Here is a 26,171-nt window from a genome sequence, read left to right on the forward strand (position 1 = left end):
CACAAGGCTCAGACGCCCAGGTAATCCAGAATCCCTTCAGCCGCATTACGGCCTTCGAAGATAGCGGTCACCACCAGGTCGGAGCCGCGCACCATGTCGCCACCCGCGAAGATCTTCGGGTTGCTGGTCTGGTGCTTGTACTGCGCCTGTTCCGGGGCCACGACGCGGCCCTGGCTGTCGGTGCTGATGGTGAACTGCTCGAACCAGGGCGCCGGGCTTGGGCGGAAGCCGAAGGCGATGACCACGGCTTCTGCCGGGATGATCTCTTCGGAGCCCGGAATCGGTTCGGGACTGCGACGACCACGGGCATCCGGTTCGCCCAGGCGCGTCTCGACCACTTTCACGCCTTCAACCTTGCCCTCGCCAATGATGGCGATAGGCTGACGGTTGTAGAGGAACCTCACGCCTTCTTCCTTGGCGTTTTTCACTTCCTTGCGCGAGCCAGGCATGTTTTCTTCGTCGCGACGGTAGGCGCAGGTCACTGACTTGGCGCCCTGGCGGATCGAGGTGCGGTTGCAGTCCATCGCCGTGTCGCCACCGCCCAGAACCACGACCCGCTTGCCCTTCATGTCGACAAAGTCTTCCGGCGCCTTTTCAAAACCCAGGTTGCGATTGACGTTGGCGATCAGGAAGTCGAGCGCATCGTGCACGCCCGGCAGATCCTCACCGGGGAAGCCGCCTTTCATGTAGGTGTAGGTGCCCATGCCCATGAACACCGCATCGTACTCGGCGAGCAGTTGATCGATGGTGACATCCTTGCCGACTTCGGTGTTGAGACGGAATTCGATACCCATGCCGGTGAACACTTCACGGCGATGGCTCAGCACGGATTTCTCCAGCTTGAATTCCGGGATGCCGAAGGTCAGCAGACCGCCGATTTCCGGGTTCTTGTCGAACACCACCGGGGTCACGCCGCCGCGCACCAGCACGTCGGCACAGCCCAGGCCCGCAGGCCCCGCGCCGATGATCGCGACGCGCTTGCCGGTCGGCACGACCTTGGACATGTCCGGACGCCAGCCCATGGCAAAGGCAGTATCGGTGATGTACTTCTCGACCGAACCGATGGTTACCGCACCAAAACCGTCGTTCAGTGTGCAGGCACCTTCACACAGGCGATCCTGCGGGCACACACGGCCGCAGACTTCCGGCAGGGTGTTGGTCTGGTGCGACAATTCCGCAGCCGCGAGGATATTGCCCTCGGCGACCAGCTTGAGCCAGTTGGGAATGAAGTTGTGCACCGGGCACTTCCATTCGCAGTACGGGTTGCCGCAGCCCAGGCAGCGGTGCGCCTGATCGGCGGACTGCTGGGGCTTGAAAGGCTCGTAGATTTCCACGAACTCTTTCTTGCGTTGACGCAGCAGTTTCTTCTTCGGGTCTTTACGTCCGACGTCGATGAACTGGAAGTCGTTACTGAGACGTTCAGCCATTCTCTGGAGCCTCTTTGCGGCAGCTTCAAGCGACAAGCTTCAAGCTGCAAGAAATCAATTCAGTTCAATTCACAGGGTGGCAAACTTGCGGCTTGAAGCTAACCGCTAGCAGCTGCTTTTACTGCGGATTCGCCCGAGTGCTGGACAGCAGCGATTTCAGGTTGGCAGCCTTGGGCTTGACCAGCCAGAAACGACGCAGGTAGTCGTCCAGGTTTTCCGCGATATTGCGGCCCCATTCACTGTCGGTTTCCGCGACGTACTCATTCAGGACGCTTTGCAGGTGAGTGCGGTAAGCCTCCATCGATTCGCCGCTGATACGCTGGATCTCGACCAGTTCATGGTTAACGAGGTCAACGAAGGTGTTGTCCAGGTCGAGCACGTAGGCGAAACCGCCGGTCATGCCGGAACCGAAGTTGTAGCCGGTCTTGCCCAGTACGCAGACGAAACCACCCGTCATGTATTCGCAGCAATGATCGCCAGTGCCTTCAACGACAGTATGAGCACCGGAGTTACGCACGGCGAAACGCTCGCCTGCCGTACCTGCCGCAAACAGCTTGCCGCCGGTTGCGCCGTACAGGCAGGTGTTGCCGATAATCGCACTTTCGTTGGTCTTGAACGGGCTGCCCTTGGGCGGCACGATTACCAGCTTGCCAGCGGTCATGCCCTTGCCGACGTAGTCGTTGGCATCGCCTTCCAGATACATGTTCAGGCCACCGGCGTTCCACACCCCGAAGCTCTGACCGGCAGTGCCCTTGAAGCGGAAGGTGACAGGTGCCTTGTTCATGCCCTGGTTGCCGTGCAGTCTGGCGATTTCGCCAGAGATGCGCGCGCCGATCGAACGGTCGCAGTTGCAGATATCCAGTTCGTAGTCGCCGCCGCTGAGCGACTCGATGGCCGGCTTGGCCATCTCCACCATCTTCTCGGCCAGCAGGCCCTTGTCGAACGGCGGGTTGCGATCCACCAGGCTGAACTGAGGCTTGTCGGCCGGAATGTGGTCGCTGCCCAGCAACGGTGTCAGGTCCAGATGCTGCTGCTTCTCGGTTTCGCCCGGCAGGATGTCCAGCAGGTCGGTGCGGCCGATCAGCTCTTCCAGTGAGCGAACACCCAGCTTGGCCAGCCACTCGCGGGTTTCTTCCGCCACGTAGGTGAAGAAGTTGATCACCATGTCGACGGTGCCGATGTAGTGGTCTTTGCGCAGCTTTTCGTTCTGGGTCGCTACGCCGGTGGCGCAGTTGTTCAGGTGGCAGATACGCAGATATTTGCAGCCCAGCGCGATCATCGGCGCGGTGCCGAAGCCGAAGCTTTCGGCCCCGAGGATGGCGGCCTTGATCACGTCCAGGCCGGTTTTCAGACCACCGTCGGTTTGTACCCGAACCTTGCCGCGCAGGTCGTTGCCACGCAGGGTCTGGTGGGTTTCGGCCAGCCCTAGCTCCCACGGTGCGCCGGCGTATTTGATCGAGGTCAGCGGCGATGCGCCGGTGCCACCGTCGTAACCGGAAATGGTGATCAGGTCGGCATAGGCCTTGGCGACACCGGCGGCAATGGTGCCGACGCCCGCTTCTGCCACCAGCTTTACCGAGACCAGCGCCGCCGGGTTGACCTGTTTCAGGTCAAAAATCAGCTGCGACAAGTCTTCGATGGAATAGATGTCGTGGTGCGGAGGCGGCGAAATCAGCGTCACGCCCGGTACTGCATAACGCAGCTTGGCGATCAGGCCATTGACCTTGCCGCCCGGCAGTTGCCCGCCCTCGCCCGGCTTGGCGCCCTGCGCGACCTTGATCTGCAGCACATCGGCATTGACCAGATACTCGGGCGTCACGCCAAAGCGGCCCGTCGCAATCTGCTTGATCTTGGAACTGCGGACCGTGCCGTAACGGGCCGGGTCTTCGCCACCCTCACCGGAGTTGGATCGCGCGCCCAGACGGTTCATCGCCTCGGCCAACGCTTCGTGGGCCTCGGGCGACAAAGCGCCCAGAGAAATACCGGCCGAGTCGAAGCGCTTGAAGATTTCGCTCAGCGGCTCGATTTCGTCGATGTTCAGCGGTTGATCGATTGTCCTGACCTGCAGCAGGTCACGAATCATCGACACCGGACGCTGGTCCACCAGTGAGGTGTATTCCTTGAACTTGCTGTAGTCGCCCTGCTGCACGGCGGCCTGCAGGGTGCTGACCACGTCCGGGTTGTAGGCGTGGTACTCACCACCAAACACGAACTTGAGCAGGCCGCCTTGCTGGATCGGCTTGCGCGGGCTCCAGGCCTCGGCAGCCAGCGCCTTCTGTTCGGCTTCGATGTCGACAAAGCGCGCGCCCTTCAGGCGGCTCGGTACACCGCGGAAGCTGAGGTCGCAGACTTCCTCGGACAGGCCAATGGCTTCGAACAACTGCGCGCCACGGTAGGACGCAACGGTCGAGATGCCCATCTTCGAGAGGATCTTGAGCAGGCCCTTGGTGATGCCTTTGCGGTAGTTCTTGAAGACTTCGTACAGATCGCCCAGTACTTCGCCGGTACGGATCAGGTCGCCCAGCACTTCGTAGGCCAGGAACGGATAGACCGCCGAGGCGCCGAAGCCGATCAGCACGGCGAAATGGTGCGGGTCACGCGCCGTTGCGGTTTCGACCAGGATGTTGCTGTCGCAGCGCAGACCCCGCTCGGTCAGACGGTGGTGAACCGCGCCGACCGCCAGCGAGGCGTGCACCGGCAGCTTGCCCGGCGCGATGTGTCGGTCGCTCAGCACGATCAGCGTATGACCGGCACGCACGGCTTCTTCGGCCTGATCGGCAACGCTGCGCACAGCGGCTTCAAGGCCCAGGCTTTCATCGTAGTTCAGGTCAATGATATGGCGCTCGAACCCTGGACGCTCCAGGTTCATCAGCGAGCGCCATTTGGCTGGCGAAATGACCGGCGAGCTGAGGATCACGCGCGAGGCATGCTCCGGCGACTCCTGGAAGATATTGCGCTCGGCACCAAGGCAGATCTCCAGCGACATGACGATGGCTTCACGCAGCGGGTCGATCGGCGGGTTGGTCACCTGCGCGAACTGCTGACGGAAGTAATCGTAAGGCGAGCGCACACGACGCGACAGCACGGCCATTGGCGTGTCGTCACCCATCGAGCCTACGGCTTCCTGACCCTGCTCGCCCAGCGGACGCAGCACCTGATCACGCTCTTCGAACGTGACCTGATACATCTTCATGTACTGCTTGAGCTGCTCGCTGTCGTAAAAAGCCGAACCGTGGTCATTGTCTTCCATGGTCGCCTGAATGCGCAGGGCATTCTTGCGCAGCCATTGCTTGTACGGATGACGCGACTTGAGGCGGTTGTCGATAGCATCGGTGTCGAGGATCTGACCGGTTTCGGTGTCCACGGCAAAGATCTGCCCCGGACCGACACGGCCCTTGGCGATGACATCTTCGGGTTTGTAATCCCACACGCCGATTTCCGATGCGAGGGTGATGTAGCCGTTCTTGGTCGTGACCCAGCGCGCCGGGCGCAGGCCGTTGCGGTCTAGCAGGCAGACCGCATGACGACCTTCGGTCATGACCACGCCCGCAGGGCCGTCCCACGGCTCCATGTGCATGGAGTTGTACTCATAGAACGCCCGCAGGTCCGGGTCCATGGTCTCGACGTTCTGCCACGCAGGCGGAATGATCATGCGCACGCCACGGAACAGGTCGATGCCGCCGGTGACCATCAGCTCAAGCATGTTGTCCATGCTCGATGAGTCAGAACCCACGCGGTTGACCAGCGGGCCCAGTTCGTCCAGATCCATCAGATCGTTGGTGAACTTGGTGCGCCGCGCCTGTGCCCAGTTGCGGTTGCCGGTAATGGTGTTGATCTCGCCGTTGTGGGCGAGGAAGCGGAACGGCTGCGCCAGCGGCCATTTCGGCAGGGTATTGGTGGAAAAGCGCTGGTGGAACACGCAGATAGCGGTCTGCAGACGCTCGTCGCTCAGGTCCGGGAAGAAGGCCGTGAGGTCGGCCGGCATCATCAGGCCTTTATAAATGATGGTCTTGTGCGAAAAGCTGCAGATGTAGTGATCGGTATCTGCGGCGTTGGACACAGACGAGCGGCGACGCGCACTGAACAGTTTGATGGCGAATTCCTGATCGCTCAGGCCTTCACCGCCAATGAATACTTGCTCGATTTTCGGCAGGCGCTCCAGCGCCAGGCGACCCAGAACGCTGGTATCGATCGGCACCTGACGCCAGCCCACCAGATCCAGGCCTTCGGCGAGGATTTCGCGGTTCATGTTTTCGCGCGCGGCGTCGGCCCTGGCGTCGTCCTGATTGAGGAACACCATGCCCACAGCATATTGGCGGGGCAGATCGACGTCGAAGTGTTGCTTGGCGATCGCACGCAGGAAGCCATCGGGCTTCTGAATCAACAGACCGCAACCGTCGCCGGTCTTGCCGTCGGCGTTGATACCGCCACGGTGGGTCATGCAGGTCAGGGCCTGAACGGCCGTCTGCAACAGGTGATGACTGGGCTCGCCCTGCATATGAGCGATCAGGCCGAAGCCGCAGTTATCCTTGAATTCATCTGGTTGGTACAGACCTGCTTTCATAGACACTTTCTCACCAGGCTGCCTCTATGCGAGGCAAATTTCCTTTTAATTCAACCAATTACCTGTCACGCCGAACGTGCGCCAGCTTCGGACAGGCAAAACGGAGGTCATTGTACACAGCGACACAAGGGCTAACAAATTTAACGACGATTGGCTGATAATCAATGTCGCAATTATGAAAGTTTTAAAACGGGTCGCTGTGCTAGTCAAAGTATTTCTTCGTGAATCTGACTGACGCGACGGGAGACTGTAGGGCGCTTGTAACGCAGACGCCGCAAGGCACGGGCCGATAGGCCGCGCGCGCAGGCGGGTTAAGTCAGGTAGGTCGGCGGCGGCCCGGGTAGGGCCGCTGCGACTTTAACGAGTGGCGCCGAGCTCTTGTTGGACGCTGGCGACAGTACGAGGCCAAGGTTTACCAGCCTGAACCTTGGCTGGCAATACCTTGATGGCTGCCAGGGCGGCAGCACGGTCAGGAAAGTTGCCATACGTCACAACGTACAGCGGCTTGCCCTGCAGGGTTTTCTTGAAATAACGATACTCACCACCCTGCTCTGCAACGTAGGCCTGCGCCGTCGCTTCGGAGCTGGTGCCGAGAATCTGCACCACATAGTGGCCTGGTGCCTGGCTGCTGTACCAGCTACCGCCGGCAGCCGGTTTGGCCGCGGCCGCTGCCGGTTTTTCAGCCGGTTTGGCCGCAGGAGCCGGGGCTGGCTTGGCTGTGGCGACCTGAGTTTGCGCAGGTGCCGGCTTGGCAGCTGGCGCCGGGGTCGGTGCAGGGATGGACGAACGAGGCGTCTGCGCTGCGGCCTGACCTGCCGGAACACCGGCTGGCGGCGCAGTAGTGGTCACGGTCGGCGGCTGGGCAGGCGAACCTGTCGGCACGGCGTCTTCGTCGGAATCACTGGAACCGGCGGCTTCGGCCAGAGGACCGCGCATCACCGGCTGGTTGCCATTCATCGGCAAAGGCATCGGCTGGGAATTGCCAGCGAATTCGATGGCCGGGCTGCCGTTGTTGGATTGTTGAGCAGTTGGCTTGCCTTCACCCAGCGGCAGTTGCGCCTGAGCGGAAGCCGGGGCATTGGCGGGTGTACCCGTCTTGTCGCCGCGACCCGGGATCAGCACGGCTGCTGCCACGGCCACTATGACAACGGCACCCAAGGCCAATACGTGTTTTTTCGGCATTTTGAACCCCACACTTGGACGCTTGACCGCGGAACGACTCGCGATCATCGCCTCGATCATTGAATCGCGGGCTACCTGGTTGATTGCGCCAGGCCAGCCATCGGACTGTTCATGAATATCGGTGATCTGGTCGGCGGTGAACAACGCGATTCCCTGCCCTGCACCCTCCAGACGCTGAGCCAGATACTCCCGGGTTTCCTCTTCCGTATAGGGTTGCAGCTCGATGACGTGAAAGCGTTCGCCTTCAACATCGCCCTGCAGGTCGGCACACATCTGATCGAGACGATCGAGCAGCGATGGCTCTCCGAACAGGAATACATGCGGACGCCCCTCAGGCGTTCCCGCAGCAAGACCCAGCAACGCTTCGAGCGCCGAATCGCCAAGTTGTTCCGCATCGTCAACCAGCAAGTAGACTTCCTGGCCGGTCAGCCCGAGTTGCACGACCTGCGACAGGATCGACTGCATTTCAGCCTGTGCGACGCTCAGCGCCTGCGCGACCTGCTGCAGCACGCCCGCGGCATCGCCGGCACCGCGCGCAGAAATCACGACACTTTGCACAGACTGCTTGTTGGTGCTTGCCACCAGTGCCTGGCGCAGCAGGGTCTTGCCGCTGCCCTGAGGCCCGGTTACCGCCAGCAGCAACTGACTGTAGCGCGCCAGATGATGAAGCTGACCCAGCACAGGCTTGCGTTGGGCAGGAAAGAATTTGAAGCCAGGTACCCGCGCCGCAAAGGGGTCATGACTCAACTGATAATGGCCGAGGAAGGCCTCGTCGGCATGCAAACTAGTCATGGGGTTTCCGTTAACCTCTGAGCTGATCCACCAAGGCGCGATAATCCGCAACCAGGGTGGCCTGTAATACTTCTTTTGGATATTCGTCTGTGATAACCGCTTCACCCATCCGGCGCAACAGCACCAGACGCAGGCGACCGTCGATGACTTTCTTGTCGATCGCCATGTGTTCGAGGAAATTGTCTTCCGTCATCTCCTGCGGTGGCACGACCGGCAGCCCGGCACGCTGAAACAGGCGAATGCCGCGATCCCGTTCCTGTGTGCTGATCCAGCCCAGGCGCGAGGACATTTCCAGCGCCATGACCGTCCCGGCAGCAACCGCCTCGCCATGCAGCCAGACACCATAGCCCATATGCGTCTCGATGGCGTGCCCGAATGTGTGACCCAGGTTCAATGTCGCACGAACACCGGACTCGCGCTCATCGGCGCCGACCACCAGCGCCTTGGCGGCGCAGGACCGTTCGATGGCTACGGTCAGCGCCGCCTGGTCCAGCCCGCGCAGCGCATCGACGTGCTCTTCGAGCCAGGTCAGGAAGGGCTCGTCGCAGATCAGGCCATATTTGATGACTTCCGCCAGCCCGGCGGACAGCTCACGCTCGGGCAGGGTATTGAGCGAGGTGGTATCGATCAGCACCACACTCGGCTGATAGAAGGCACCCACCATGTTCTTGCCCAGCGGATGGTTGATGCCGGTCTTGCCGCCAACCGACGAATCCACCTGAGACAGCAGTGTGGTCGGGATCTGGATGAAGTTCACGCCGCGCTGATAACAGGCGGCAGCGAACCCGGCCATGTCGCCGATCACCCCGCCACCCAGGGCGATGACCGTGGTGCGACGATCATGACGGGCGGTCAGCAAGCCATCGAAAATGGTCTGCAGGGTTTCCCAGTTCTTGAATGCTTCGCCATCGGGCAGAACAATCGGCAGAACGTTGTAACCGGCCAGGGTTTGCGTCAGGCGCTCCAGGTACAGCGGTGCCACTGTCGTATTGGAGACGATAGCCACCTGACGCCCGACGATATGCGGGGCCAGGAGCTCGGGCTGATCCAGCAGGCCTTCGCCAATATGGATCGGGTAGCTACGCTCACCAAGCTCGACCTTAAGTGTCTGCATGTGTCCCCACATTGATTACCGATTGGACGGTTTGTGCTTCAGCAGGTCATGACGCAAGGCCACGAACCGACGCTGTTTTGCTGGGCGACGAGAATAGCGCATTTTCGCCTGCGCTTTAACGGGGAGGAAGCTCTGCCAGTCGCGCCAGTATCTCGAGAACCACCATTCTGGGTGGCCGCTCATCGGTTTCAATCACGATATCGGCGATTTCCCGATAAAGCGGGTCGCGGATGGCCAGCAGTTCGCTCAGCACACGGGCAGGATCAGCGGTACGCAGCAAAGGACGATTGCGATCACGCGCGGTGCGCCCCACCTGCTGCTCGATCGAGGCGTGCAAGTAAACCACGCGCCCGCCGGCCCGCAGTGCCTGGCGATTTTCGCTGCGCATGACCGCGCCACCGCCGGTCGCCAGAACCACGCCATCGGCGTCGCACAGTTCGGCAATCATGGCCTGCTCGCGATCACGAAAACCCGGTTCGCCTTCCTTGTCGAAGATCCAGGGAATGTTGGCGCCCGTACGCAGCTCGATTTCCTTGTCGGAATCCTTGAACGGCAGTCGCAATTCTTTGGCAAGCAAGCGGCCGATGGTGCTCTTGCCAGCACCCATCGGCCCCACAAGTATTAAATTTCGCACAAAATCAACGACTCACAGAAATCGCCTGGTTGTTCATGATACGCGGAGTCAGAAATACCAACAGCTCGGATTTGGACTCAGATACCACATCGCGCCTGAAAAGCCGGCCAAGATACGGTACATCGCCAAGAAATGGCACTTTATCGACAACTTTACTTTGCGTATTCGAGAACACACCACCGATGACGATGGTCTCGCCGTCGGAAATCAGTACCTTGGCGTTGACCTCGTTCTTCTTGATCGGCGGCACACCCAGTACCGCATTCAGGTAGTCCGGCTCGTCCTTGGTGACCTTCACTTCCATGATGATGCGATTGTCCGGCGTGATCTGCGGCGTCACTTCAAGCGACAGGGAAGCCTCCTTGAAGCTCACGGTGGTCGCACCGCTGGAGCTGGATTCCTGATACGGGATCTCCGTACCCTTGAGGATCTTGGCGGTTTCCTTGTCGGAAGTGACCACCTTGGGCTGGGAGACGATTTCACCGTTGCCGGTTTTCTCCATGGCACTCAGTTCAAGGTCCAGCAACGTGTTGTTGGTCACGAAACCAAGGCCGATACCCGAGGTGGCGCCGGCTGCGCCAAGGTCCACGAACGGCACGTTGGGGGTCAGGTTGCCGCTGGTGTTACCGGCCTCGTCGCCATTATTGTCAAGCCCGTAGGTTGTCCATTTTCTGTTACCGCTGGTGTTCGTAGAGCCGCCCCAGCGAACCCCGAGCTGCTTGTTGTAATCGACGTTGGCCTCGACGATGCGCGCCTCGATCATCACCTGGCGTACCGGGATGTCCAGTTGCGAAACGATACGACGCAGCTCGTCGAGCCGTTCCTGGGTCTGGTAGGCAATGATGTTGTTGGTTCGGTCGTCCACCGTGATCGAGCCGCGCTCATCGGCCTTGGACTCGGCACTGGTCACGGACTGGAACAGCTTGGCGATGTCGGCAGCCTTGGCGTAATTGACCTGCAACAGCTCACGGCGCAGGGGCGCCAGCTCGGCGATCTGCTTGAGCGACTCCAGCTCCTGACGCTCGCGGGCGGCAATTTCATCGGCTGGCGCAACCAGCAGCACGTTGCCGACCTTGCGTTTGTCCAGGCCCTTGGTTTTCAGCACCAGGTCCAGCGCCTGATCCCACGGCACATTCTGCAGACGCAGGGTGATACCACCCTGGACCGTATCGCTGGCCACCAGATTGAGGTTGGTGAAGTCGGCAATCAGCTGCAGCACCGAACGCACGTCGATGTCCTGGAAGTTCAGCGACAGCTTTTCACCGGTGTACGCCGGTTTGTCAGCGGCGCGGCGGTCGACGTCCTCGTTGGTCAATGGACGCACGCTGATCGTCAGCTTGTTTTCGGTCTGAAACGCCGAGTAGTCGAAGGCGCCCGACGGCTCGATCAGAATGCTGGCCTTGTCACCCGACGCCGAAGCACTGACAAACTGCACCGGCGTGGCGAAGTCCTTGACGTCCAGGCGGACGCGCAGCGGTTCGGGCAGTTGGGTCTTGGCAAAGTCCACGCGGATCTTGCCGCCCTGCTCCTGAATATCCGGGGCAATGCTGGGGTTGCTCAGGTCGATGACCACATTGCCTTCACCCAGCTCGCCACGCTGGAAATCGACATTCCTGATGGCCTTGACGCCAGCGGGGATGAACGGCCTGGCGGATGCCGGCGTGGGCGGCGGCACCGCGACCCGTTGCGCGCCCATCGCAGTGGTCGGCTGGGAGGCTTGCGCGGCGCCGGCACCCTGGCCGATGACCACGAACAGGTTGTTGCCATCGACGCGGGAGCTGTAAGGCGAAAGCGTGGTCAGGTTGATGATCACCCGAGTGCGGTCCTGAGCCTGAACCACAACCACACTGCGCGCATTGCCGCTGCCCAGATCACGACTTTTGGTCGCCAGCTGGCTGGTAACACCCGGCAGATCCAGCGCAATGCGCGCCGGTTGCGACGTGGTGTAACCGCGCGGTGCAGGCACCGGGGCATCGAATGCCAGCTTCAGCTCGATGCGATCGCCCGGCAGGGCGGCGACATCCAGGGTCTTGAGATTGGCAGCCTGGAGAACCGGCGACAGCATCGCGATGCATAACGACACGCCGATAATCGAGAGAATCCGGGTCATGATCAATTTCCGTTGAGCGCTACTGTGCATACTTGGCCTTGCCCACTTCATGAGCGTTCTTTGAGGGCGATCGTGCGCGGCCTTTCCAGCCACGCCCCCTCTCCATCAGGAACAATTTCGATGACATCAACCTGCGCGTCGCCGATCGACACTACCCGGCCGTTGTTACGCCCCAGGTAGTCGCCCACCTTGACGCGATGAACACCTCCGGCACCGCGCAGCAGGGCAAAGGTCCCTGACTCGTTGCCAATCGTGCCGACCATCTCGAACGACTCGATATTGAAGCCTTCAAGGAACTGCCTGACCCGGTGTTCGTCCGGCGCCACCAGGCGTGAACCCTTCTGCCGGTTGAGCAGGTCGATCTTGACCGGCGGTTGAAACGGACTGCGCAGCGTGGAGGCGTTATAGGTGAACGCCTCATACGGCCGAAACTTGGGGAGCGGCTCGACGTTGCCACTCGGGCGGGCTCTGGCCTGATCCATGAATTCAGACAGATCGGCAAAATCATTGTCATTACCGCAACCGGCGAGCCCTGCCAGAACCACACTGACGCACAGCAATCGCGCCGCCCTCATTTCTTCAGCCCTTCATCGTTGTAACGGTAGGTCTTGGCCAGAATGCTCATGCGCAATTTGGTTGGCACTTTGGGATCGACCGGCTTGATCTCGAAATCATGCAGCGTGACGATGCGCGGCAGGCTGGCTACGCCGCTGACGAAGGTCGCCAGGTCGTGATAACCCCCGACCACGGTGATCTGTATCGGCAGCTCGATGTAGAACTGCTGGACCGCCTCGGGCAGCAGCTTGATTTCCTCGAACTCGAGTCCGCTTCCCAACCCGGTGCGCGTGATGTCCTCAAGCAGGCCGGGCACTTCGGTGTCGCTGGGTAATTGCCGCAGCAGCGCGCCGAAGGTGTTCTCCATTTCTTCCATCTGCTTTTTGTACGGCTCGAGGTTGGCCGCCTGGAAGGCCTTGTTGGAGAACTGCTCCTTGAGCGTCACCTCGCTGCTCTGGGCACTTTCCAGCTGGGTTTCCAGGTCCTGGATAAAGAAGAAATAGCCCAGTGCGAAAATCGTGACCGCAACCAGCAGCCCGGCAATGGCCTTGACCGCTGCGGGCCATGAGCCCAGGTTGTTCAGGTCCAGCTCGCTCAGATCGACCTTGCGCAGCCCTTCCAGCCATTCGGACATATTCATGGCTTGGCTCCTGCGGCAGGGACAGCGGCAACCGGGGGCTGAGTCTGACGTACGGTCAGCTGAAAGACGTTGGCTTGATCCACAGCACCGGCCGTAGTGGCCTTGACCTCGGTGAGGCTCGGCGCTTCCAGCCAGTCAGAGGCTTCAAGGTTACGCATCAGGTCGGAAACCCGGTTGTTCGACTCGGCAGCGCCACTGATGGCAATCAGCTTGTCGGTCATTTTGACCTGCGAGTAATAAACGCCGTCCGGCAGGGTCCGCGCCAGTTGATCGAAGACGCGTCCGGTGATCGGGCGGTTGCCTTGCAGGTCCTGAATGATCTTCATGCGCTCGAGCAACTGTTTGCGACGGGCCTTGAGATCACTGATCTCCTTGATGCGGATATCGAGCTGAGCAATCTGCGTCTGCAGAAAGGCATTGCGCGCCATCTGATGCTCGATGCCATTGCTGACGTAACGATCGATCAGAAACAGAATGCCGACTGACACCACCAGCACGCCGACCAGTGCGGTCAGGAAGCGTTTCTTTCGTTCTTCGCGAAGCTCTTCGCGCCACGGTAATAAGTTGATCCGCGCCATCAGTCGAAGCTCCTCAACGCCAGGCCGCACGCGATCATCAGCGCCGGCGCATCACTGGCCAGGGCGCCGGCATTTACCTTGGAGCTCAGTGCCATGTCGGCAAACGGGTTGGCGACCATGGTCGGCGTGCCGATGCGCCGCTGGATCAGATGCTCAAGCCCTGAAATCGAGGCCGTGCCGCCTGCCAGCATGATGTGATCCACTGAGTTGTATTGACCGGCCGCGAAGAAGAACTGCAGGGATCGGGAAACCTGCTGCACCAGCGCTTCCTTGAAGGGCTCGAGCACCTCGCTGACGTAATCGTCGGGCAAGCCGCCCTGCTTCTTGGCAAGCCCGGCTTCCTCCATGGAGAGCCCGTAGCGGCGCTGGATTTCGTCAGTCAACTGGCGCCCACCAAACAGCTGCTCGCGGGTATAGATGATCCGGCCATGATGCAGCACGCTCAGGGTGGTCATGGTGGCGCCGATATCGACCACGGCCACCGTCAGCTCGTCATGGCCATTGCCCAGTTGCGCCGCCAGCAAACCGAACGAACGCTCAAGGGCGTAGGCCTCGACATCGACGACGCGTGCGGTCAGCCCGGCCAGTGCCAGCGCGGCCTCGCGGACTTCGACGTTTTCCTTGCGGCAGGCAGCCAGTAACACCTCGACGCGCTCGGGGTTGCGCACCGAATAGCCCTGCACTTCGAAATCGATGGCGACTTCTTCCAGCGGATAGGGGATGTACTGGTCAGCTTCAAGCTTGAGCTGGTTTTCCATGTCATCGTCGGAAAGCCCGGCGTCCATCTCGATGGTCTTGGTGATCACCGCCGAACCGGCCACGGCAACCGCCACGATCTTGACGCTGGTCTTGGCCTTGACGAGCACGCGTGACAATGCCTGCCCGACCCCTTCGAGTTCGGCAATGTTCTTTTCGACGACCGCGTTGGCCGGCAATGGCTCTACTGCGTAAGACTCGACCTTGTAACGGGTGCCGGAACGACTCAATTCCAGGAGTTTTACCGAGGTGGAGCTAATATCGATCCCTAGAAGGGTGTTGGCCTTCTTACTGAAGAGTTCGAACACAACCTGATTCCTATGAGTTTCCGTCACTTACGGAGTTATTTCGGGCCAACGTCACTGTCGACAGCCTTGACAGTAGCGCAAATCACGCTTGGGGACGAAAAATGCTTATAATGCCCAGCGTTTTTTTCATTTAACAAAGCTTCAAGGCATGTTCATTTGTAAATGCCTGCGCTTAACCCATTATTTTTTCTGGAAATCCAAAAGCCTTGATACGCCTGCTGAAGTTTTTCTGGTGGTCCCTCGTCGCGGTATTCTGCTCGCTGTTGCTTGGCCTGAGCGGCGCGTTTCTTTACCTGAGCCCGACCCTGCCATCCGTTGATGCGCTGCGAAGCATTCAACTGCAAATCCCCCTGCGCGTGTTCACCAGCGACGGCAAGCTGATTGCCGAGTTCGGTGAAATGCGCCGCACGCCGATTCGCTTCGCGGAAATCCCGCCCAATTTCATCAACGCACTGCTGTCGGCCGAAGACGACAACTTCGCCAACCACTATGGCGTCGACCCAGGCAGCCTGATGCGCGCCGCCACTCAGTTGGTCAAGAGCGGCCATATTCAGTCAGGCGGCAGTACCATCACCATGCAGGTCGCGAAAAACTTCTTCCTGACCAGCGAGCGCAGCTTTTCGCGCAAAACCACCGAGATTCTGTTGGCCTTGCAAATCGAGCGCCAACTTACCAAGGACGAGATTCTCGAGCTGTACGTCAACAAGATTTATCTGGGTAACCGCGCCTATGGGATCGAAGCGGCGGCGCAAGTCTACTATGGCAAATCGATTCGCGATGTAAGCCTTGCGCAAATGGCCATGATTGCCGGTCTGCCCAAGGCCCCGTCACGTTTCAACCCGTTGGCCAACCCGACCCGCGCCAAGGAACGTCGCGACTGGATCCTCGGCCGTATGTATCGCTTGGGCAAGATCGACCAGACCGCTTACCAGGCCGCTTTGAGTGAGCCGCTCAACGCCAGCTATCACGTGCCGACGCCGGAAGTGAATGCGCCGTACATCGCTGAGATGGCGCGGGCAGAAATGGTCGGCCGTTATGGTAGCGAGGCCTATACAGAAGGCTTCCGCGTCACCACGACGGTACCTAGTGACCTTCAGGAACACGCCAACAAGTCCATCCAGCAGGGCTTGATCGATTACGACCAGCGCCACGGTTACCGTGGTCCGGAAAGCCGCTTCCCGGGCATGACCCGAGTCAACTGGGTACAGGAACTGACCAAACAGCGCACGATCAACGGCCTTGAGCCCGGCATCGTGACGCAGGTCGACAAGACCGGTCTGCGTGTTCTGACCCACAACGGCGAGAAGGAAGAAACCGTCGACTGGGCCACTATGAAGTGGGCACGGCCTTACCTGAATACCAACAGCCTGGGCGCCAATCCGAAGCAGCCGGGTGATGTTGCAAAGGTTGGCGACCTCGTCCGTCTGCTGCGCCAGGACGATGGCTCGCTGAAATTTAGTCAAATTCCCGTCGCGCAAAGCGCGCTGGTATCGCTTGATCCGCAGAACGGTGCCATTCGCTCGCTGGTCGGCGGCTTCGCGTTCGAGCAGAGCAACTACAACCGCGCCATGCAGGCCAAACGCCAACCGGGCTCGAGCTTCAAGCCGTTCATCTATAGTGCCGCACTCGATAACGGTTACACCGCTTCCAGCCTGGTGAACGACGCGCCTATCGTGTTCGTCGACGAATATCTGGACAAGGTATGGCGTCCGAAAAATGACACCAACACCTTCCTTGGGCCGATCCGCCTGCGCGAGGCGCTGTACAAGTCTCGCAACCTGGTATCGATCCGCCTGCTCCAGGCCCTCGGCATCGACAGCACCATCGACTACATCACCCGCTTCGGCTTCTCCAAGCAGGACTTGCCGCGCAACCTGTCGCTGGCACTGGGTACGGCGACGTTGACCCCGATGGAAATCGCCACCGGCTGGGCGACCTTCGCCAACGGTGGTTACAAGGTCAGCCCTTATCTGATCCAGACCATCGAGAACCGTGACGGTCAGACCCTGTTTGTCGCCAACCCGCCAAGCGTTCCGGTCAACGATGTGAACACAGCGCCCAATACGTCGACGTTTGCCGTGCATGACAGCCCGAGCGTCGTTGCGGGTCCACCGGGCGCACCCGCCCAGCCGCAAGCGCCTGCCGTTGCCGAGCGCATTGTCGATGGCCGCACCACGTACATTTTGAACAGCATGCTGCAGGACGTGATCAAGCGCGGCACCGGGCGCCGCGCGCTGTCCATGAACAGACCGGACATCGCGGGCAAGACCGGTACCACCAACGATTCCAAGGATGCCTGGTTCTCCGGGTATAACGCGGACTACGTGACGACGGTGTGGAGTGGTTTCGATCAGCCTGAAAGCCTTGGCCGTCACGAATTCGGGGGGACGGTCTCGCTGCCGATCTGGATGGACTACATGAGCGCCGCGCTCAAGGACAAGCCACCGCATCAGCAGGCCGAACCGCCAGGCATTCTCAGCCTGCGCGTCGACCCATTGAGTGGCCGCGCCGCCACGCCAAGCACGCCGAACGCATTCTTCGAGTTGTTCAAAAGCGAAGACACACCGCCAAGCGTCAACGAACTGGGCGGCAGCAGCGCACCGGGCAGCCCGTTGCCGGCAGATGAGTCAGCGCCAATCGATTTGTTCTGATAGCACAGACTTAATGGATCAGTAGATTTTCAGAGGCTGCATAGGCCTCTTCGTGAGCAAGCTCACTCCTACGGATTCGGGGACTTTCAGGATAATCCGGGGCTTTGTGGGAGCGAGCTTGCTCGCGAAGGCGTATTAGTGGGTCAGTAGATTTTCAGCGGCTGCACAGGCCTCTTCGTGAGCAAGCTCACTCCCACGGACTCGGGGACTTTCAGGATAATCCGGGGCTTTGTGGGAGCGAGCTTGCTCGCGAAGGCGTATTAGTGGGTCAGTAGATTTTCAGCGGCTGCACAGGCCTCTTCGTGAGCAAGCTCACTCCCACGGACTCGGGGATGATCCGGGGCTATGTGGGAGCGAGCTTGCTCGCGAAGAGGCTAGTTCAATCCCTGAAAATGCCCCACAAGTGCAGGGTATCCAAGGCATAAAAAAACCCTGCATCGCTGCAGGGGTTTTTTATTGGGTCAGGGATCAACCCTTGAACACGTCATCCACGCTGGTCAGCGGGTAGTGCTTCGGATACGGCAGGGTGGCAACGCCGGTCTCGATGGCGGCCTTGGCCACTGCATCGGAGATCAGGCCCAGCAGGCGGGTATCCATTGGCTTCGGAATGATGTACTCACGACCGAATTCCAGTTTGATACCGCCGTAGGCGTCGCTGACTTCCTGTGGCACAGGCAGCTTGGCCAGTTCGCGCAGGGCGTTGGCCGCGGCGATTTTCATTTCTTCGTTGATGCGCTTGGCGCGAACGTCCAGAGCACCACGGAAAATGAACGGGAAGCCGAGCACGTTGTTGACCTGGTTCGGGTAGTCCGAACGACCAGTGGCCATGATCACGTCGCTGCGGGTGGCGTGAGCCAGTTCCGGGGAGATTTCCGGATCAGGGTTCGAGCAGGCGAACACGATCGGGTCCTTGGCCATCAGCTTGAGGTTTTCAGCGCTCAGCAGGTTAGGACCGGACAGGCCTACAAATACGTCAGCGCCATCCAGCGCGTCAGTCAGCGAGCGCTTCTCGGTCGCGTGAGCGAATGCAGCCTTGTACTGGTTCAGGTCGGTACGGCCGGAGTGGATAACGCCGGTACGGTCGACCATGAAGATGTTTTCGATCTTCGCGCCCATGCTCACCAGCAGCTTCATGCAGGAGATGGCCGCAGCGCCAGCGCCCAGGCAGACGATCTTCGCCGAATCGAGGGTCTTGCCGACGATTTCCAGTGCGTTGATCATGCCGGCAGCCGTCACGATAGCGGTGCCGTGCTGGTCATCGTGGAAAACCGGGATGTCGCACTGTTCGATCAGCGCCTTCTCGATTTCAAAGCACTCAGGCGCCTTGATGTCTTCCAGGTTGATGCCACCGAAGGTGATGGAGATACGCTTGACGGTGTCGATGAACGCCTGTGGGCTTTCGGAATCGACTTCGATATCGAAAACGTCGATACCGGCGAAGCGCTTGAACAGAACCCCTTTACCTTCCATAACCGGCTTGGAAGCCAATGGCCCCAGATCGCCGAGGCCGAGAATCGCGGTGCCATCGGAAATAACTGCTACCAGATTGCCTTTGCCGGTGTACCTGTAAGCCAGCTCGGGGTCACGGGCAATTTCACGCACGGGTTCAGCAACGCCAGGGCTGTAGGCCAGAGCCAGGTCACGAGCGGTTGCAGTCGGCTTGGTGAGTTCGACGCTCAGCTTCCCCGGACGAGGATTGGCATGGTATTCGAGCGCGGCAGTTTTCAGATCTGACATGTATTGGATTCCGCTTTTTTTACTGTGGGACAGACGGACCGCCGAGGATACGCAAGATGCATAGTCCTAACAAGACTGGCCAGTCACTGCTGTCAATAGGCTCGGGCTTAGACTTTACGCTTAGAGGGCTGAAACGTGAACACTCGGTCACGCTCGTCAGATCACCGGTTTGAAGGGCGCTTCTAACGGCGTGAAAGGTCCAGCATTGCGGGATGGGTCAGTGGCAGCAGCCAGCGGGACTGCCCCTTTTTCAGGCCTCCACGCCGGGAGCGATCGACCACCCAGCCACGCGCTTCGACCTGCTGCCCTTCGAGGCGCTTGAGCATCGCCGTATCGAATGCACTCAGGTGGGCAGGCGCGATACGCAGGACCAGCGAGCCCTGCAACTCGATCCAGATGCCGCCGCGGTTGCGCTGCACACGCTTGACCTGACCGGACACAATCGCGAAACCGCTTTTGCTCAGTCGGGCCGAGGACTGCACCGGCGAATTGCGCCACACACCCAGCCGCGCCTGACGTGCCTGACGCTCCGCGACCTGCTGGCAATCGACCAGAGTCACATTAGGCGCAACGGCCACCAGATAGCCCAGCCCTTCGCTGAGCAACTGCGCCTCAAGGTTGGCGCCTTTACGGTCATAGACGTTGGCCAGCGTGCGGCCGTAATGATCCTTGCCCTGCTGGCCGATACGCAGCCTGACCTTGCCGCCGCTTTCATTGACCAGCGTCTGCAAGCGTTTTTTGGCCGACTCGGCAAACGGTTCGGCAGACCGGCCTTTCCTGCCGGTTTCAGGCGTATTGAGCCCGATCATCCGCACGCTGCGGCCATCGGTCAGCTTCAAGGTGTCGCCGTCGACCACACGCTGTACCTGCGCGACCGGCAACGAGGCAGGTGCCGGGCAGAAGGCCTGCGCGCCGGACACCCAAATCGCGGGCATAAAAAAGACGCCCACAAGGAGCGCCTTTTCAAGCAGCCTGGAGATGCCCATCGGGCAGCCAGTCTTACTTCGCTTTGGTAGCGCCGAACGCACCGAAACGGGATTTGAACTTGTCGACACGGCCGCCAACGTCAAGCGTCTTCTGCTTGCCGGTGTAGAACGGGTGGCACTCGTTGCACACGTCCAGGCTCAGAGGAGCGGCCAGGGTGGAACGGGTCTTGATGACATTGCCGCAGCTGCAGGTAGCGTCAATGGCTTCGTAAACTGGATGGATATCAGCTTTCATCGGTACTTCCTCGGTCTAACGCGCCGCCACTCAACACTATTGTTGAATACCGCACGGAAATAGGCTGCGGATAGTACCAGACAATCGCAACGACGCAAGCGAACCTTCACACCGGTCGTCTGCTAAGATCGCGCCTCCGTCATCACTTATCACCACAGGGAAACACCGCGTGCCCGACGCCATCCTGCGCCTTGCCCTGCCCTCGCCGCTTCGCCGCCTGTTCGACTACCGCGCCCCAGCGGGCGTGTCGCGCAGCGCCTTGCAGCCGGGCATGCGTCTGCGAGTGCCGTTCGGACGCCGGGAAATGATCGGCATTCTGGTGGAAGTGGTCGATCACAGCGAAGTGCCCGCCGACAAGCTCAAGCCGGCGATCGCCCTGCTCGACAGCGAAGCGCCGCTGCCACCCGCGCTGTTCAAGCTGTGCCTGTGGACCTCGCAGTACTACCAGCACAGCCTCGGAGACACACTGAGCTGGGCCTTGCCGGTACTGTTGCGTCAGGGCGAACTGGCCGAAAGTCGCCAGGAGCGCTTCTGGCATGTGGCCCCGGGCGCCAGCGTCGACGATCCGCGCATCGCCCGCGCACCCAAGCAGCGCGAGGCCCTGACCACCCTGGCCCAGCACCCGCACGGGGTGGCGCATCAACTGCTCAGCAAGCTGATGCTTAACAAGGACAGCCTCAACCTGTTGCTGGCCAAGGAGCTGGTGTACGTCGAGGTCCGCAGCCATGCACCCAGCGCACGCCATGAGCACTGGCTGGCCCAGCCTGAATTGCCGCTCAACACCGAACAACGCGCCGCTTACGAAGCGATCCGCGCCGGGTTCGACAGCTTTCATGCGTTTCTGCTGGCCGGCGTCACCGGCAGCGGCAAGACTGAAGTCTATCTGCAACTGATCCGCGAAACCCTCGAAGCCGGCAAGCAGGCGCTGGTGCTGATCCCGGAAATCAACCTCGGCCCGCAGACCCTGGCGCGCTTCGAGCAACGCTTCAATGCGCGCATTGCGCTGGTCCACTCGGCGGTCAACGACCGCGAACGGCTGGATGCCTGGCTGGCAGCTCGCGATGGCGAGGCGGACATCATCATCGGCACGCGTTCGGCGCTGTTCACGCCGATGAAAAATCCCGGCCTGATCATCATCGACGAAGAACACGACGGCTCCTATAAACAGCAGGAAGGTCTGCGCTATCACGCCCGCGATCTGGCCCTGGTGCGGGCGCGTCAGGAAAACATTCCGATTGTCCTTGGCTCGGCCACACCGTCCTTGGAAAGCCTGCACAACGCTTACACCGGCCGCTATGGCCTGCTGCGCCTGAATGAGCGCGCGGGCGGCGCACAGCAGCCGCGTTTCATGCGCCTGGACGTCAAGAGCCGACCGCTGGACAGCGGCATCTCCGGGCCCATGCAGCAGGCCATCGGCCAGACGCTCGCGGCAGGCCAGCAGGTCTTGGTATTCCTCAACCGTCGCGGCTTTGCGCCAACCTTGCTGTGCCACGACTGCGGCTGGATGTCCGGCTGCCAGCGCTGCGATGCACGCATGACCGTGCACCAGCGCTCGGGCGAGCTGCGCTGCCATCACTGCGGGTATGTCGAGCGCGTACCGCGTCAGTGTCCGTCGTGCGGCAAGGTGGATTTGCGCCCGGTAGGCGCCGGCACCGAGCGCGCCGAAGAGCGCCTGGCGATTCTGTTTCCGGACTACCCCGTACTGCGTGTCGACCGCGACAGCACGTCGCGCAAGGACGCCATGAACCAGCTGTTCACGACGATCCAGCGCGGTCAGCCATGCATTCTGGTCGGCACGCAAATGCTCGCCAAGGGCCATCACTTTCCCCGGGTCACGCTGGTCTCGATTCTGGACGCCGACGGCGGGCTGTTTTCCGGCGACTTCCGCGCCAGCGAGCGCATGGCGCAATTAATCGTGCAGGTGGCAGGTCGTGCCGGGCGCGCCGAAGAGCCTGGCAAGGTGATCATCCAGACCCACCTGGCCGACCACCCACTGCTGATCCAGCTGACCGAGCAGGGTTATTTCGCCTTTGCCGAACAGGCCTTGAGCGAGCGCCGTTCGGCGGGTCTGCCACCGTTTTCACACCTCGCACTGCTGCGCGCTGAAGCGCACAAGCCGGGACAGGCCGAGGCCTTTCTCGATCAGGCCTGCAGCGATGCGGAGCAACTAGTCGCGCAGATGGCGCTGGGCGGCATCGAGCTGCTGGGCCCGGTTCCGGCACCGATGGAACGCCGCGCCGGGCGTTATCGCGCGCAACTGCTGGTGCAGTCCAGCGCCCGCGCGCCCTTGCATAAATTGCTAGCCACCTGGCTGCTCGCGCTGGAGCAAATGCCCAGCGGTCGGCAGGTCAGATGGTCGCTGGATGTGGATCCTGTGGATCTTTATTAAGTCACGCCGTTGGCAAGCAGGCTTGAGCAACGGATAATGCGGAGTTTTTCCACCCGCGCATCGAAGCGCCACCGCGCTTGCGGTCGAAGAGAGCACCATGAAAGACACGATTCGCCAGCTGATTCAACAAGCCCTGACCCGTCTCGTCACCGAGGGCGTCTTGCCAGAAGGGCTGACGCCGGCGATCCAGGTGGAAAACGCCCGCGACAAGACGCACGGCGACTTCGCCAGCAATATTGCGATGATGCTCGCCAAGCCTGCCGGCATGAAACCGCGCGATCTGGCTGAAAAGCTGATCGCCGCGCTGCCGGCCGACGAGCAGGTCAGCAAGGTCGAAATTGCCGGCCCGGGCTTCCTGAACTTCTTCCAGAACACTGCCGCGCTGGCCGCACGCCTCGACGCTGCACTGGCCGACGCGCACCTGTCGGTGCGCAAGGCGGGCGCTGCACAGCGCGTGGTCGTCGATCTGTCGGCACCGAACCTGGCCAAGGAAATGCACGTTGGCCATTTGCGCTCGACCATTATTGGCGACGGCGTGGCGAACGTTCTGACGTTTCTCGGTGACACGGTCATTCGTCAGAACCACGTGGGCGACTGGGGCACCCAGTTCGGCATGCTGCTGGCCTATCTGCAGGAAAAGCCGGCGACCAGCGACGAGCTGTCCGACCTGGAAAACTTCTACCGCGCCGCCAAGCAGCGCTTTGACGAGTCTGAAGAGTTCGCCGAGCGTGCTCGTGGTCTGGTGGTCAAGCTGCAGGCCGGCGATGCCGAGTGCCTGGCGCTGTGGACGCGCTTCAAGGACATCTCGCTGTCGCACTGCCAGGAAACCTACGAGCGCCTCAACGTCAAGCTGACCCCGGCCGACGTGATGGGCGAAAGCGCCTATAACGATGACCTGGCCAATGTGGTCAACGACCTGAAAGCCTCGGGCCTGCTGGTCGAGAGCAATGGCGCACAATGCGTGTTCCTCGAAGAATTCCGCACCGCCGATGACACACCGTTGCCGGTCATCGTGCAGAAGGCCGGTGGCGGTTATCTGTATGCCACCACAGACCTGGCAGCGATCCGCTATCGCAGCAAGGTGCTCAAGGCCGACCGCGTGCTGTATTTCGTCGACCAGCGTCAGGCCCTGCACTTCCAGCAGGTGTTCGAAGTGGCGCGCCGCGCAGGTTTCGTGCATGACGGCATGCAACTGGAACACATGGGCTTCGGCACCATGAACGGCGCCGATGGCCGCCCGTTCAAGACCCGCGATGGCGGCACGGTCAAGCTCATCGACCTGCTCGATGAAGCCGAAGAGCGCGCCTACACACTGGTCAAGGAAAAGAACCCGGAAGTCGCCGAAGCGGAATTGCGCAGCATTGCCAAGGCCGTGGGCATCAGTGCGGTGAAATACGCCGACCTGTCCAAGCACCGCGCCAGCGATTACAGCTTCAACTTCGATCAGATGCTCAGTTTCGAAGGCAACACCGCGCCCTATCTGCTGTACGCCTACACCCGTGTGGCCGGCGTGTTCCGCAAGCTGGGCAGCGCGTTTGACGCCAGCAAGGGCCAGATTGTCCTCGCCGCGCCGCAGGAACAGGAACTGGCCGCACGTCTGGCGCAGTTCACCGAAACACTGAACAACGTCGCAGAAAAAGGCACGCCGCACGTACTTTGTGCTTACCTGTATGACCTTGCGGGTCTGTTTTCGAGCTTTTACGAAAACTGCCCGATCCTTGGTGCGGAAAACCCCGATCAGCAACAGAGCCGTCTGCGGCTGGCTGCACTGACCGGCCGCACCCTCAAGCAAGGCCTGGACCTGTTGGGTCTGGAAACTCTGGAGCGTATGTAAGTTGGCAGTTGCGAAGAAGAAACCGGCACCCAAGCGGGGCGCCAGCCGTTATCAGGCACCCGCGAAGAAGCCTATTCCAGGATGGTTGTGGCTGGCGATTGGCTTGACCGTGGGCGCGTTCGTGGTCTTTTTGATGAAGCTCGAACCCGGTGGTGATGACGTCAAGCGGGTCAGGGCAGACGCCAAGGCTGCAAAGATCGCCGAAGCTAACAAGACACCGCCAAGCCCTACGGCGCCGGTCAAACCCAAGTACGACTTCTACACATTGCTGCCGGAGTCGGAAGTGATCGTGCCGAACGAAGCCGTGCCGGAGAAGACCCCGCCGCCCGTGGCACCGACAGCACCGGTCTCGCCGGAACAAGCAGCCAAGATCGACACCGCACGCGCCCAGGCAGCCCTCAGCGGCCTGACGCCTCCGCCAGCGCCCGCAGTTGCGACGACCAAGCCGGCAGCGGTGACGACGTTCTTCCTGCAGGCGGGCTCGTTCCGCAAACAGGCTGACGCCGAGAAAGTCCGCGCGCAAATCATCCTGCTGGGCCAGACCTCTACCGTCGAGTCGGGCACCGTCAAGGATGAAACATGGTACCGCGTACTGGTCGGCCCGTTCAGCAACCGCGAACAGCTGACCACCGCCCAGAAACAACTGGCAAGCGGCGGATTTAGTAACCTGTTGTTGCAACAGCGTCAGAGCCGCTAGCCAAAGCGCCGCTGTTTCCGTGCTCATCGCGTGTTTTCGATGAGTACGGAGAACGGAGCTTCTGCCCGAAGGGCGTAGGAGCGGACTTGTCCGCGAGCTGCCGGGAACCGGCAGCAAAACCAGCCGCATCGGTGTATCAGACCCAGCCGAGGCAGCCTGTTTGGGGGCCGCTGCGCAGCCCATCGCGGACAAGTCCGCTCCTACGCCCGTTGGGCAGAATCAAAACGGCCTTCTGTCCGCTACAAAAACCGGGAGATCGCGGACAAACGAAGCGTCGCCCGGTCCGCTTAAAGAGTTGGGACAAGAATCATACGGTCATCCCCCCCGATTCATCCCCAAGGTTGAAATACTCACCCACACCCCCATATGAGTTTGCATCAGGGCATTTTCGCCCCGCAGTGTGGAGACTCTCCCTTGACCACCATCGTTTCAGTGCGCCGCCACGGTAAAGTCGTCATGGCTGGCGACGGCCAGGTTTCTCTGGGCAACACCGTCATGAAAGGCAACGCCAAAAAGGTACGCCGCCTGTATCACGGTGAAGTGATCGCCGGATTCGCTGGCGCGACCGCCGATGCATTCACGCTGTTCGAACGCTTCGAGGCCCAACTGGAAAAACACCAGGGGCATCTGGTTCGTGCAGCCGTCGAACTGGCCAAGGACTGGCGCACCGATCGCTCGCTGAGCCGTCTCGAAGCCATGCTGGCCGTCGCCAACAAGGACGCCTCGCTGATCATCACCGGCAACGGTGACGTGGTCGAGCCCGAGGACGGCCTGATCGCCATGGGCTCCGGCGGCGCATTCGCTCAGGCCGCAGCACGCGCCCTGCTGCTCAAGACCGACCTGTCGGCCCGCGAAATTGCCGAGACTTCCCTGCATATCGCCGGCGACATCTGCGTGTTCACCAACCACAACATCACCATTGAGGAGCAGGACCTCGCTGGCTAAGCCGCTGCCGGGCCGCACACCCTGCGGCCCCATCGAC

Annotated in this window: 18 protein-coding genes; 5 read left to right on the forward strand and 13 right to left on the reverse strand. The window is 60.8% G+C overall.

Annotation, left to right across the window (positions count from 1 at the left end; genetic code table 11):
- Positions 1-8: 8 nt before the first annotated feature.
- The 10 genes from JOE29_RS22575 to JOE29_RS22620 form a co-directional block, all read right to left on the reverse strand.
- Positions 9-1,427 (reverse strand): FAD-dependent oxidoreductase, encoded by a 1,419-nt coding sequence (locus tag JOE29_RS22575; protein ID WP_003422526.1) that lies wholly within the window; start codon positions 1,425-1,427, stop codon positions 9-11.
- Positions 1,428-1,545: 118 nt separating this feature from the next.
- Positions 1,546-5,991: a glutamate synthase large subunit gene (gene gltB, locus JOE29_RS22580; RefSeq protein WP_074908055.1), complete on the reverse strand. Its 4,446-nt coding sequence runs from the start codon at positions 5,989-5,991 to the stop codon at positions 1,546-1,548.
- A 357-nt stretch (positions 5,992-6,348) separates the two neighbouring features.
- Positions 6,349-7,965, reverse strand: coding sequence for an AAA family ATPase (locus JOE29_RS22585; RefSeq protein ID WP_003316656.1), 1,617 nt, complete (start codon positions 7,963-7,965; stop codon positions 6,349-6,351).
- Between the two features lie 10 nt (positions 7,966-7,975).
- A complete protein-coding gene (aroB, locus tag JOE29_RS22590; RefSeq protein WP_003392312.1) occupies positions 7,976-9,079 on the reverse strand; it encodes a 3-dehydroquinate synthase in 1,104 nt (367 codons plus the stop codon).
- Positions 9,080-9,194: 115 nt separating this feature from the next.
- A complete protein-coding gene (gene aroK, locus JOE29_RS22595; protein WP_003341387.1) occupies positions 9,195-9,713 on the reverse strand; it encodes a shikimate kinase AroK in 519 nt (172 codons plus the stop codon).
- A gap of 4 nt (positions 9,714-9,717) precedes the next feature.
- Complete coding sequence (gene pilQ / locus JOE29_RS22600; protein WP_024665233.1) at positions 9,718-11,823, reverse strand: type IV pilus secretin PilQ; 2,106 nt, start codon at positions 11,821-11,823, stop codon at positions 9,718-9,720.
- A gap of 47 nt (positions 11,824-11,870) precedes the next feature.
- Complete coding sequence (pilP, locus tag JOE29_RS22605; RefSeq protein WP_003316653.1) at positions 11,871-12,398, reverse strand: type 4a pilus biogenesis lipoprotein PilP; 528 nt, start codon at positions 12,396-12,398, stop codon at positions 11,871-11,873.
- Complete coding sequence (pilO, locus tag JOE29_RS22610) at positions 12,395-13,018, reverse strand: type 4a pilus biogenesis protein PilO (RefSeq protein ID WP_003316652.1); 624 nt, start codon at positions 13,016-13,018, stop codon at positions 12,395-12,397. Before pilO ends, pilP begins: the two co-directional genes overlap by 4 nt.
- On the reverse strand, positions 13,015-13,596 hold the full coding sequence (locus tag JOE29_RS22615; protein WP_003316651.1) for a PilN domain-containing protein: 582 nt from the start codon (positions 13,594-13,596) through the stop codon (positions 13,015-13,017). The genes pilO and JOE29_RS22615 overlap by 4 nt, the downstream gene beginning before the upstream one ends.
- Positions 13,596-14,660 carry a pilus assembly protein PilM gene (locus JOE29_RS22620; RefSeq protein ID WP_003341394.1) on the reverse strand — a complete coding sequence of 355 codons (1,065 nt, stop codon included), beginning with the start codon at positions 14,658-14,660 and terminating at the stop codon, positions 13,596-13,598. Before JOE29_RS22620 ends, JOE29_RS22615 begins: the two co-directional genes overlap by 1 nt.
- A gap of 206 nt (positions 14,661-14,866) precedes the next feature.
- Here JOE29_RS22620 and JOE29_RS22625 point away from each other — a divergent pair, with 206 nt between their 5' ends.
- Positions 14,867-17,311 (forward strand): penicillin-binding protein 1A, encoded by a 2,445-nt coding sequence (locus tag JOE29_RS22625; protein ID WP_003341396.1) that lies wholly within the window; start codon positions 14,867-14,869, stop codon positions 17,309-17,311.
- Between the two features lie 468 nt (positions 17,312-17,779).
- On the opposite strand, the gene JOE29_RS22630 is transcribed toward JOE29_RS22625, so the two are convergent.
- The 3 genes from JOE29_RS22630 to rpmE form a co-directional block, all read right to left on the reverse strand.
- On the reverse strand, positions 17,780-19,048 hold the full coding sequence (locus JOE29_RS22630; protein WP_210079885.1) for a malic enzyme-like NAD(P)-binding protein: 1,269 nt from the start codon (positions 19,046-19,048) through the stop codon (positions 17,780-17,782).
- A 182-nt stretch (positions 19,049-19,230) separates the two neighbouring features.
- Positions 19,231-20,034: a thermonuclease family protein gene (locus tag JOE29_RS22635; protein ID WP_044312620.1), complete on the reverse strand. Its 804-nt coding sequence runs from the start codon at positions 20,032-20,034 to the stop codon at positions 19,231-19,233.
- A gap of 13 nt (positions 20,035-20,047) precedes the next feature.
- The gene (rpmE, locus tag JOE29_RS22640; RefSeq protein ID WP_002551648.1) at positions 20,048-20,269 is read right to left on the reverse strand and encodes a 50S ribosomal protein L31; all 222 of its coding nucleotides are present in this window, start codon (positions 20,267-20,269) and stop codon (positions 20,048-20,050) included.
- 169 nt (positions 20,270-20,438) lie between these two features.
- Here rpmE and JOE29_RS22645 point away from each other — a divergent pair, with 169 nt between their 5' ends.
- The 4 genes from JOE29_RS22645 (at position 20,439) to hslV (ending at position 26,134) form a co-directional block, all read left to right on the forward strand.
- Positions 20,439-22,658 carry a primosomal protein N' gene (locus JOE29_RS22645; protein WP_003341399.1) on the forward strand — a complete coding sequence of 740 codons (2,220 nt, stop codon included), beginning with the start codon at positions 20,439-20,441 and terminating at the stop codon, positions 22,656-22,658.
- Positions 22,659-22,755: 97 nt separating this feature from the next.
- Positions 22,756-24,492: an arginine--tRNA ligase gene (gene argS, locus JOE29_RS22650; protein WP_003422551.1), complete on the forward strand. Its 1,737-nt coding sequence runs from the start codon at positions 22,756-22,758 to the stop codon at positions 24,490-24,492.
- 1 nt (position 24,493) lies between these two features.
- Positions 24,494-25,189, forward strand: a complete 696-nt coding sequence (locus JOE29_RS22655) for an SPOR domain-containing protein (protein WP_004414617.1) — start codon at positions 24,494-24,496, stop codon at positions 25,187-25,189.
- Positions 25,190-25,603: 414 nt separating this feature from the next.
- Positions 25,604-26,134, forward strand: a complete 531-nt coding sequence (gene hslV, locus JOE29_RS22660; protein ID WP_003392345.1) for an ATP-dependent protease subunit HslV — start codon at positions 25,604-25,606, stop codon at positions 26,132-26,134.
- Positions 26,135-26,171: the final 37 nt, after the last annotated feature.

Source organism: Pseudomonas sp. PvP009 (assembly GCF_017832995.1).
Lineage (GTDB): Bacteria > Pseudomonadota > Gammaproteobacteria > Pseudomonadales > Pseudomonadaceae > Aquipseudomonas > Aquipseudomonas syringae.